At 65.1% G+C, this 10,401-nt stretch carries 10 protein-coding genes and 1 pseudogene; 8 read left to right on the forward strand and 3 right to left on the reverse strand.

Annotation, left to right across the window (positions count from 1 at the left end; all coding sequences use genetic code 11):
* A pseudogene (locus tag AAC997_RS16165) lies at positions 1-288 on the forward strand (UDP-N-acetylenolpyruvoylglucosamine reductase); the annotation flags it as partial.
* A gap of 52 nt (positions 289-340) precedes the next feature.
* Positions 341-820: a histidine phosphatase family protein gene (locus AAC997_RS16170; RefSeq protein ID WP_340646730.1), complete on the forward strand. Its 480-nt coding sequence runs from the start codon at positions 341-343 to the stop codon at positions 818-820.
* 32 nt (positions 821-852) lie between these two features.
* Here AAC997_RS16170 and AAC997_RS16175 read toward each other — a convergent pair whose 3' ends face one another.
* The 3 genes from AAC997_RS16175 to AAC997_RS16185 form a co-directional block, all read right to left on the reverse strand.
* Positions 853-2,538, reverse strand: coding sequence for an AAA family ATPase (locus AAC997_RS16175; protein ID WP_340646731.1), 1,686 nt, complete (start codon positions 2,536-2,538; stop codon positions 853-855).
* Between the two features lie 53 nt (positions 2,539-2,591).
* Positions 2,592-3,671, reverse strand: coding sequence for a dsDNA nuclease domain-containing protein (locus AAC997_RS16180; RefSeq protein WP_340646739.1), 1,080 nt, complete (start codon positions 3,669-3,671; stop codon positions 2,592-2,594).
* Between the two features lie 326 nt (positions 3,672-3,997).
* Positions 3,998-4,534, reverse strand: coding sequence for a histidine phosphatase family protein (locus AAC997_RS16185; protein ID WP_340646732.1), 537 nt, complete (start codon positions 4,532-4,534; stop codon positions 3,998-4,000).
* Between the two features lie 229 nt (positions 4,535-4,763).
* Between AAC997_RS16185 and AAC997_RS16190 the strand changes: the two genes are divergently transcribed.
* From AAC997_RS16190 to ftsA, 6 genes are all read left to right on the forward strand, one after another.
* Entirely contained in the window at positions 4,764-5,726 is a 963-nt protein-coding gene (locus AAC997_RS16190) for a phytanoyl-CoA dioxygenase family protein (protein ID WP_340646733.1), read from the forward strand.
* The gene (locus AAC997_RS16195) at positions 5,723-6,688 is read left to right on the forward strand and encodes an aldo/keto reductase (protein ID WP_340646734.1); all 966 of its coding nucleotides are present in this window, start codon (positions 5,723-5,725) and stop codon (positions 6,686-6,688) included. Before AAC997_RS16190 ends, AAC997_RS16195 begins: the two co-directional genes overlap by 4 nt.
* On the forward strand, positions 6,685-7,479 hold the full coding sequence (locus tag AAC997_RS16200; protein WP_340646735.1) for an alpha/beta hydrolase: 795 nt from the start codon (positions 6,685-6,687) through the stop codon (positions 7,477-7,479). Before AAC997_RS16195 ends, AAC997_RS16200 begins: the two co-directional genes overlap by 4 nt.
* Before the next feature lie 229 nt (positions 7,480-7,708).
* Positions 7,709-8,674, forward strand: coding sequence for a D-alanine--D-alanine ligase (locus AAC997_RS16205; protein ID WP_340646736.1), 966 nt, complete (start codon positions 7,709-7,711; stop codon positions 8,672-8,674).
* A 124-nt stretch (positions 8,675-8,798) separates the two neighbouring features.
* On the forward strand, positions 8,799-9,533 hold the full coding sequence (locus tag AAC997_RS16210) for a cell division protein FtsQ/DivIB (protein ID WP_340646737.1): 735 nt from the start codon (positions 8,799-8,801) through the stop codon (positions 9,531-9,533).
* Positions 9,534-9,553: 20 nt separating this feature from the next.
* A partial coding sequence (gene ftsA / locus AAC997_RS16215; RefSeq protein ID WP_340646738.1) for a cell division protein FtsA occupies positions 9,554-10,401 on the forward strand: 848 nt, incomplete at its 3' end.

Raw genomic sequence — 10,401 nt, forward strand, 5'->3', positions numbered from 1 at the left:
ATCACCGCGCGCCGCGAAACCACCCAGCCGATCCGCGAGAAGACCGGCGGCTCCACCTTCAAGAACCCGCCGGGCCACTCCTCCTGGAAGCTGGTGGACGAGGCCGGCTGGCGCGGCAAACCCTTCGGCGGGGCGATGTTCTCGCCCCTGCATTCGAACTTCCTGATCAACACCGGCGACGCCACCGCCGCCGACCTCGAAGGCCTGGGCGAAGCCGTCCGCGCCGACGTGAAGGCCAAGACCGGGATCGAACTGGAATGGGAAATCAAGCGCATCGGCCGGCTCTGATCCTGGTCAAGCACGCCGCGCCGGCCCAGGACCCCAATGTCCCACCGCCCCAGTGGCCGCTGTCGGACGAAGGCCGCGCCGCCGCGCGGTCCCTGGCGGCCAAGATCAAGCATCTGGCGCCGGTCGCCGTCGTCTCCAGCCCCGAGATAAGGCCCTGGAGACCGTGCGCATCCTCACCGAGGGCCTCGGCCTCACGGTCGCCGCCGACCCCGCCTTCGCCGAACTGCACCGCCCCAGATGGCCCTTCAGCGACCCCGCCACCTTCGAGGCCCGCGTCGCCCGCCTGCTGGAGAACCCCCACCTCAGCATCGAGGGCGCCGAGCCGGCGGGGGAGGCGGCCGCCCGGTTCTCCGAGGGCCTGTTCCGCCATGCCGCCCGGCCCCTGATGGTGGCCACGCACGGCACCATCCTGGCGGCCTATCTCGGCCTGCAGACCGGACGCCACGACGCCGAGCTCTGGAAGGGCCTGCGCCTGCCCGAGGCCCTGGTGCTTGACGACAGCGGCGGGTTGATCGAGCGGATCAGCGTCTAGGCACCGCCGGCCAGCGGAAACCGGCTTGGGGGTCAGACCAATTGAGCTAGCAGGGGCCTCAGGCGCTCCGACACCGGCTCATGGTCAGCCTCGCGCAGGAGCTGGTTTCGCCGCTCACCGACACGAATGACTTCGGCACCACTGCCGTCTACGCCTGTCGGCTCTTCAACGCCCAAAATCAGTTGAGTGCCCTTCGGTCGCTGGCTCAGGAGCATCTCGATAATGGCGGGCAGGTGTTTGTCATCCTGACCTTGTTGGTTCGGGGCATCGACGACGACAGGGCAGAACGTGCCCGACCCAAACTTCGAGATCGTATTCAAGCAAGCATAAAAGTAAGCGGCGATGCCGCGTGGGCCTTCGCTGCCTCGGGCGAAACTCATCGATGAGATAGGGCCTGTGTGCACATCGCCCACGCGGACATCCAGTTGCAGGGCGAGGCGTGTAAGGTCGCTGGCAAACGTATCGCGTATGAGTTTAGCGCGCTTACGATCTTGCGCCTTCCGCATGTCGTCAGAAAGTTCTCTGTAGCGTGTGGAGAGGAGTCCAAGCTCCTGCTGCATTCCATCGATTTGGGAGCGCAGGGAGCGCGTCGCAGCATTTCGTCCCTCGGCAGCGATCACCTGGCCAAGGTCCAAACCTGTACTTCTCGGAGCGAGAAGAGCCTGCACCCGTTCAGTCGCTCGCGCGATCTCTTCGAGAGCAGCCCTCCGCTTTTCGAGTGCGGCATCAACTGCACGAAGTTCGGCTAACGCCGAATGATGGGCGGCGACGAGCGCCTCCGTGTCGGCCGCCATATCGAACCGGGCCGTTATGTCATTGTGGTAGTGCTCTCCGCAGGTTGGGCACTGTACCTCTTCGGAGTGGCCGACCGCGCTGGCGAACACTGTTTCAGCCTCGCGCAGCGCCCCGCGCGTGACGCTGATGTTTGCGGTCCAAAGGGCGCGTTCGTCTTCCAACTCGACAAGTTTGGATCGGTGGACCGTCTGGGCGTCTTGAAGGCGTCGAGCCTCAGCAAGTAATAGGTCGGTTTCAGCCTTGAAGTCTGCCAAATCGAAGTAGACGGAGGTCTCGGGTTCGATCTGTCGCAAATGATCTGCGGCGTCACTTAGGCCGTCAACGCGAACCTGAATTTGCTTCAGTCGCTGCTGGGTCTGAGTGCGCTCAGCGAGCGCCACGTAGTAGGCGTTCGGCTTCAGGCCAAGGTGATAGTCCGCGAGGGCAGAAGCAGACTTTGGCAGAAACATCTTCGTAAACGGCGCCCACGCCTCGGACCAACTATTATCCTGATCCACATAGTAGGGGGCGAACGCATAGGCAGGCGGTGGGACCACGGTGTCTCCCCGCTGATCGGCCATCGACAGCCGGAAGTCGAGTAACTCCGCTAGATAAGGCGCGAGTTCCTGCATGACCGAGGCGGTATGAAAGACCCTCTGATCGTTGCTGTCGAAGACGGTGTAGGTGCCAGCAAACTTGAGGATGGAGTATCGCTTGCCATCGATCATGAACTCCACTGCGGTAATGACGTTCGCGTCGCGCCAGCTTCGATCCACCTTATGGGGCTCAGCGCCGAAGGCATCATAGAGGCTCTTCAGGATCGCCGATTTCCCGAACCCGTTCCTCCCGCAGATCACTGTCGCGTCCGGGCTGAACGTCACCTCCAGCCCCCGACGCTCTTCGTTTGAGAGGAGAAAGATTCTTGAGAATTTCATCGTGTGCATGGCGCTTCCCCCCAGCATTCAAAAGCAAGCGCCGTAAGCCGTATTTACTTGGCTCATCCATGGATCGCTTCGAACGCCTCTACTAAAATCGCCGCTTCGAGTTCGAGCCCTGAGAAGGGCGTCTGAGAGGGTAGAACTGTGTTCAGCTGCAATACCCCGCCAGCAGCAATAAGCGTTTCAGTGCCATCTAGGTCAGTAACATGCTGACTTGCTGCCAGGCGGGCTGCCGCGCTCAGGGCAGTTGCAGCGGCGTCCCTTTTTCCCCGGGCCCGGACGTAGGAGATCATGCTCGTGCGGAGACGAATGCGATCTTTGGTGCTGCGCGAAGCGTCCTTGAGTTCTTCGTCAATGATCGCCCAATGGTCTAGGACGCTAAATCGTGTCTCGGCTGCTGAGATCGCGCTTTGAAGCTCTGCTCGGCAGAAGGATTTCGATCCGAAAATCTCGCTCGGGGTCGTGCAATCGGACGTATCGTTTGCGCGCTTGGTAATTTCCTCGATCAGAAGGCGATAGAGGGCATTGACTGGGATGCCGGTGTCGTCGCCGACCGTGATAACCAATCGGCCCCTCAAAAACACCTCATAGTCGGTGAGCGGCACGGACGTGCGCTCAAACTTAAGAACGCTCGCTTCGTCGGGTGAGCGCGGTGGTTTGAAATCTAAATCGAGTGCCTTCCTAAAGCTGTCTTGGTCATCCTTGCCCAGCGCGCTGAACTCCACAGACACGCTATCTGATGTCGTTTTCGTGCCATCGCTGAGAGTGAAGCTGAAGGGGGCGTTGCTCACGAAGGTGCATGCAGCGGCGGATGCACCAAAGCCAGCGGTGTGGTGATACATTTTCCCAACGACGGTCTGGGGCGCTTTCCCTTCAGGTTTGACCAGTTGCGCTGCGGTCCAAGAACCAGACTTCTTTCCTTTGATCTGAAAGAAGCGTGCTTCGGATGGATCTGCCGTCGAATCCGAGAAAATGGTCAGATCGTCGTAGTAGTCGAGCAGCGCGCGGAAATCGGTGTCCGCATCATGCAAATCGAGCATCTTTGCCAGCGAGACATGCGCTTGGAACGCGAAGCGAGAGCTAGTCGTGGCGCCCGACTTTTCGCGAGGGGTAACGGTTTGAAGCGCAGAGGCGAGCATCGCTGTCACTAAAGTCGCTATCGACAGCAAGCGCAACTATGGCGCGCGAGCTTAGCTGCTCTACCGCAATGGGTATCCTCATAGCGCCTCGCTTGGAGAGGCCCGGCGGTCCAATCGAATTCCGGTGACAGCGCACCCATCAACGCCCTGATCCCGCCGCCGCCGCGAGCGAAACATATCATTAGTGCAAATTTCGGTGACAGTGCATTCAATTAAGCTCGGCTGAGACAGCGTAGAGGCTCAGCCTGATTGAATGCACTGTCACCGAAATCCTGCGGTGACAGTGCAGGAAATTTTCTGAACCGGTCCGTGGCCGCGATCGAGGCTCATTCCAAGCGTTCGAACGCGACCGGGTGAAGCTCATTGAACTGCAAACTGAAGACATCCGGCGTCACCATTTTGCGCCACTCAGCCAGCCCGAACTGCGGATCGATCGAGCGCAAGATCGATGCGATCAAGGTCCTATGGCTTGCGACGACGACGCAGCGATGACCCCGCCTGCGGATATCTGCGAGCGCCGCCAGCGCTCGGTCCGCAGCGTCCTTTAGGCTTTCGCCTCCCGCCGCCCGGTAGGTCTCGTCTGCGAATGAGCGGTGGAGATAACCTTCAACATCCTCAATCTCGCCCGTCGAACGGACACGCTCCCGCAGCCGACCGTCAATGTTGATCCCGGCTTTCAGCCGCGTCGCCAAGGGGGAGACGGTCAAAACCGCTCTTGCATACGGGCTCGCATAGATCGCGTCTGGACGGAGCGGTGTGAACTGGTCGGCAAGGTGCGCTGCGGCTGCAATTCCTCTCTCCGTCAGAGCGGATTCCGGCAAGCCGCCGGTCGATTGGCAGTGGCGCACCAAAAACAGTTTCAATGCTCACTCCCCCCAAGAGTCGAGTTGGCGTCCATCCGGAATAGAGGTGACACCGTACGAACTAGCTTCCTGTAATTCGGGCGACATTGCACGAACGGACGCCCCGACCCCGCCGCCCCTCCGACCGAAAAATAAAACATATCATTGCCCCGGGCGGCCCCCACGGGGATGATCGCGGCAGGCAAGATCGGCCGCGTGTGGGCCGGCGACCAAGGCGGAGATCGTGGAGATGAACAGACCCGTTGAATCCCAGGCCTGGACCCAGCGGCCGATGGACACCCCGGAGATCCTCGCCCAGCGGGCCTACCTGGAGGCGCACAACGGCATCAAGGGCCTGGACATCCTGGAGCCCGGCGACACCGAGCACGCGGTCAACCTGTTCCGCCGCGACGGGTTCGTGGTGATCGCCAATGTCCTCACCAGCGAGCAGACCGACTTCCTCGCCCAGGGCTGCCACGAGGTGGCCCGCGAAATCCTCGCCCTGGACGGCGACCGGGCCGGCAATCGCGGCTCGCACCGCTATTCCTTCGGCGGCTGCAGCATGACCCGCAGCCAGCTGCATCGTCCTGAGTGGCAGATGATGCTGGATATCCCGGCGGTCACCGACATCGTCACGGCCATCTTCGAGAGCCCGGACTATGTGCTGCGGGCGGCCAGCGGCGACTTCTGCCTGCCCGGCGCGGTGGAATACCAACCCCTGCATTCCGACGTGAACGACTGGCGCAGCCATGAGCGTACCCCCTTCAGCGCCTATCACGACCCGCGCGGCCATCTCACTATTCGAGATTTGCCGTGCCCCTATGTCTGCGTGAACTTCCTGCCCCAGGACGTGACCAAGCTGAACGGTCCGACCCGCCAGATTCCCGGCACCCAGCACTCCCGGGTCCGCATTCCGCGCCTGGACGAGGAACCGGAATGGATGCGGCTCAGCACCGTCTGCCCGGCCCCGGCCGGGGCCATCATGGTCCGTGACGTGCGCGCCTGGCACGGCGGCACCCCCAACGTCTCCGACGCCATGCGGGCGATCCCGAACCTGGAATTCTACGCCCCCTGGTTCCGCGAGCCGATCGTGCCCGGCATCAGCTATCAGGACTACAGGAAGCTGTCGGAGCACGCCCAGAAGCTGGTCCGCCACTGCGTCGCCGATTCCAGCGAGACCCTGGTCACCGGCCCCACCATGCGGGCCCCATGAAGTATCGCCAGCTTGGCCGTTCGGCCCTGAAGGTCAGCGAACTCTGCCTCGGCACCATGAACTTCGGCCCCCGCACCCCGGAGGCGGAGTCCTTCGCCATCCTGAGCGCGGCGGTCGAGGCGGGGATCAACTTCATCGACACCGCCAACCAGTACGGCGGCGCCCTGGGCGTCGGGTCCACCGAGACCCTGCTGGGCAAGTGGTTGGCGCAGGACCCCGGCCGGCGCGACAGGATCGTGCTCGCCACCAAGGTCCATGAGCCGATGTCCGACGACATCAATGACCGGGGCCTCTCGGCCCGCCACATCCAGATGGCCTGCGACGCCAGCCTGAGGCGGCTGGGGGTCGAGCACATCGACCTCTACCAGATGCACCACATCGACCGCTTGGCGCCGGTGGAGGAGATCTGGCAGGCGATGGATCGGCTGATCGCCCAGGGCAAGATCACCTATGTCGGCTCCAGCAACTTCCCGGGCTGGAAGATCGCCCAGGTCAATGAAAAGGCCATCGCCGGGGGGCGTCTGGGCCTGGTGTCGGAGCAGGGCCTCTACAATCTGATCGAACGCCGCGCCGAAATGGAGGTCATCCCCGCCGCCCGCGAATATGGGCTGGGGGTGATCGCCTGGAGCCCGCTGGCCGGCGGGCTGCTGGCCGGCAAGGTCGCCGCCGACGCCGGGCGTCGCCAGACCGACGACATGAAGCAGGCCGCGTCGGCGCGGGCGCAACAGCTTTCCCGCTTCGCGGCGCTCTGCGAGGCGCGTGGCGAAACCCAAAGCGCCGTCGCACTCGCCTGGCTGCTGCATCAGCCGGGCATGACGGCCGCCATCATCGGCCCGGCAAGCGGGGCGCAACTGACCTCGGTCCTGCGCGTGCCGGAGATTCAGTTGGGCGCCGAGACGCTGGCCAAGCTCGACGCCATCTTCCCGGCTGTCGGCCCGGCGCCCGAGGCCTACGCCTGGTGAGCCCCTGGGCGACCGGACGGGTCGAGGTTTCCGGCGGACATCTGGCCTATCACCGCACGGGCGGGGAGGGGCCGGCCCTGGTCCTGTCCCACGGCCTGACCGACAAAGGCTTGTGCTGGCAAAGGCTGGCGCAGGCGCTGGCGGGTGACTTCGACATCGTCATGCTGGATGCGCGCGGCCACGGCGACAGTTCGCCGATGCCGCCGGGTGACCACGATCCCGCCCAGGATATCGCCGACGCGATCGAGCAACTGGGCCTGGTCGCCCCCATCGTCATGGGCCACTCCGTTGGCGCTCGGGCCACGGCGGCCTATGCCAACGCCCATCCGGGCAAGGTGTGGAAGGTGATCCTCGAGGACCCGCCGTTCCTGCCGCTGATCGACCGCGCCGCCGCCGACCGCCGCGCCGGTCGGTTCGCCGAACAGGTGGCGAATTTCCGGGCCATGTCGCAGGACGACCTCATCGCCCTGGGCAGGGCCCAGTCGCCTCTGTGGCATGACGACGACTTCCCCGCCTGGGCGGCCGCCAAGCACCAGACCGATCCCGCGGCCATGCCGGTCTACGCCACGCCCTGGCAGGACATCCTCGCTCAGATCACGGCGCCGACCCTGCTGATCCACGGCGACAGCGCCCACGGCGGTCTCGTCACCCCGGAGATCGCGCGGGAGGCCAAGGCCCTCAATCCCCACATCGTCACGGTCCTGGTGGCCGGCGCCGGCCACAACACCCGGCGCGAAAACTTCCCCGACTACCTGGCGGCGGTGCGGGATTTCCTCGTGGCTTCCGACTGAACGGCGCGGCGAACCTGGCGGGACCTCGACGGTCACTCATCGGCCTTCGTCGGCCGGCCGCCACGTCCCGAAGGCCTAGCGCCATAGGCTGTGGTGGCCATTCGCGGGACGGATAAAGGCCTTGTCCTCCATCCGTGGCCGCCGACATGTGCGTGGCGGCCAGGATCGCCTTGCTCTAAACCGTCGCCGACAGCGATATCGATTTCCGCCAGCTCGCCACGGAGGCCCAGTGAGCCAACCCCTTTCCGGTCGCCATGTGGCCCTGCTGCTCGGCGGCCTGTCTTCCGAGCGCGACGTCAGCCTGGTCTCGGGCCGCGAGTGCGGCGACGCCCTGGAACGCCTCGGCGCCAAGGTCACCCGCGTCGACGCCGGCCGCGACCTGGCCCAGGTCCTCACCAAGCTCAAGCCCGACGTCTGCTTCAACGCCCTGCATGGAGAGTGGGGGGAGGACGGCTGCGTCCAGGGGGTGCTGGAGACCCTGAACCTGCCCTACACCCACTCCGGCGTCCTGGCCTCAGCGCTGGCCATGGACAAGGCCAAGTCCAAGGCGGTGCTGGCCGCCGCCGGCGTCACCGTGCCGGGGGGCGGATTGTTCAACCGCTTCGAGGCCGCGGCCGAGCACGTGATGACGCCACCCTATGTGGTGAAACCCAACGCTGAGGGGTCTTCGGTCGGTGTCTTCATCGTCCTGGACGGGGCGAATCGCCCGCCGCAGGAGATCATTTCCCTCGAATGGACCTTCGGCGAAGAGGTGATGATCGAGCCCTATATCCGCGGCAAGGAGCTCGCTGTGGCGGTGATGAACGGCAAGGCCCTGACCGTCACCGATATTGTGCCCAGATCGGGCTTCTATGACTACGAGGCCAAGTACGGGGACGGGGGGTCGGAGCACATCCTGCCGGCCAAGATTCCCTTGAAAACCTTGGACAAAGCCATGGAGCTGGCCGAGCGCGCCCATGCTGCGCTTGGTTGTCGCGGGGTTACCCGATCTGATCTTCGTTATGACGACATTAACGACATTCTGGTCCTTCTGGAGGTCAACACCCAGCCCGGCATGACGCCGACTTCGCTCGTCCCCGAGCAAGCGGCGCTGAAGGGCGTGGACTTTGACAACCTGGTGCTTTGGATCACGGAGGACGCTTATGCCCGCGGCGCTGCGGGGGGGATCGCGAGTTTCGGCGAAACCCCGGGCTAGAAAGCCCGCTGGCTCCAAGTCTCGCTCCCAGGCCAAGGCGCCTGCGGGGTACGCCCCCGCGAAGCTGGGCGCCGCCCGCGGCGTCGGCCTTTCCCCGCAACATGCCCTGTTTGGCGCCGCTGGCGTGCTGGCGATCGCGCTGATCGCGACGCTGGCCACCGGCGACCGCGCCCACAAGCTGTCAGAAGCGATCAACAGCGGCGTCGGGGGGCAGTTCGCGCATCTCGGCTTCCGCTTGAAGGCGGTCCACGTCCAGGGCGCCTCGGCCATGGCGACCGCCGACATCCTGGCCGCCGCCGGCGTCTACAAGGACCAGCCGCTGCTGGGCCTGGACCTGGAGGCCCTGCGCCAGCGTATCGAGGCCGTGGGCTGGGTGAAGGAAGCCCGCATCGTGCGCCTGCTGCCCGACACCCTCGTGCTGGCGGTGGTGGAGCGCCGACAGCTCGCCGTCTGGCAGCACGGCGGCGAAAGCCACGTGATCGATGAGCACGGCCAGATCATCCCCGAGGCCCGATCGGACAAGTTTCCCACCCTCCCGCTGATCGTCGGCGAGGGGGCCAATGAATACGCCGCCCAGATCCTGCCGGAGGTGGCCGCTCGGCCGCGTCTGATGGAACGGATCGAGGCCCTGGTGCGGGTGGACAACCGCCGCTGGGACCTGCGGCTGAAGGACGGATCGCTGGTGCAATTGCCGGCGGTGGACGAAGACGGCGCCCTGATAAAACTGGAGCAGCTGGATCAGAGCCAGCGCATCCTGGAACTGGGTTTCGAGCGGATCGATCTGCGTGATCCGAGCGTGGTGGCGGTGCGGCCGCGTGACGGGGCCCTTCCTGGGCAACTCGTCGCCAACGGCGTTTGAGGAAGAAGAGGGCAGGCGAGTTGGCGACCCGTGTTGAGGACCGCAAGGAGAGCCGCGAGGGGCTGAAGGCCGCGCTTGGCCGCCAGCCGGTGATCGCCGCGGTGGACCTTGGCGCGTCCAAGGTGAGCTGCTTCATCATGAAGCATGATGGCGTGCGCCGATCCGACCGCACCCTGACGGCGGCCGGTGTCGGCTATGTGCAGTCGCGCGGCGTGCGCGGCGGGGCCATCGTCAATCTTGACGAGGCGTCTGACGCCATCGCCCAGGCCGTGGAGCGGGCCGAGAACGTCGCCGGCGTCCAGGTGCAGAGCGTCACCGTCGCCACCGCCGGCGGCCAACTCGCCAGCCATCGTATTTCCGGCCGGGTCTCGATCGGCGCGCGTCCGATCTCGGACGGCGACCTGGTCCGGGCGATCCAGCAGGCCCTGGCCCAGATCAAGCTTCCCGGCCGCCGCGCCGCCCATATCCTGCCGGTCGCCTGGTCGGTCGACGGCCAGGCCGCGATCCGCGATCCGCGCGCCATGTTCGGCCGTTCGCTGGGCGTGGAGCTGCTGGTGGTCTCGGTGAGCGAAGCGGTGTTCCAGACGCTGGGCGCCTGCGTCGAGCGGGCTCACCTGCAATTCGAAGGCGTGGTCGCCGCGCCCTTCACCTCGGCGCTGGCCGCCCTGGAAGAAGACGAGATGGATCTCGGTGCGGTCTGCATCGACATGGGCGGCGGCTCGACCTCTGCGGCGGTGTTCAGCGGCGGCAGCCTGGTCCATGTCGAGACGCTGGCGGTCGGCGGCGGCCACGTGACCGCCGACATCGCGCGCGGCCTGTCGACCTCGATCGCCGGGGCCGAGCGGATCAAGACCCTGCACGGCTCGGC

Source organism: Phenylobacterium sp. (genome assembly GCF_037968635.1).
Lineage (GTDB): Bacteria > Pseudomonadota > Alphaproteobacteria > Caulobacterales > Caulobacteraceae > Phenylobacterium.

What these genes read in the sequence shown, in the direction of transcription:
- AAC997_RS16175 (WP_340646731.1), bottom strand. Translation starts at nt 2,538, where the DNA reads ATGCACACGATGAAATTCTCAAGAATCTTTCTCCTCTCAAACGAAGAG.
- AAC997_RS16195 (WP_340646734.1), top strand. Translation starts at nt 5,723, where the DNA reads ATGAAGTATCGCCAGCTTGGCCGTTCGGCCCTGAAGGTCAGCGAACTC.
- AAC997_RS16190 (WP_340646733.1), top strand. Translation starts at nt 4,764, where the DNA reads ATGAACAGACCCGTTGAATCCCAGGCCTGGACCCAGCGGCCGATGGAC.
- AAC997_RS16180 (WP_340646739.1), bottom strand. Translation starts at nt 3,671, where the DNA reads ATGCTCGCCTCTGCGCTTCAAACCGTTACCCCTCGCGAAAAGTCGGGC.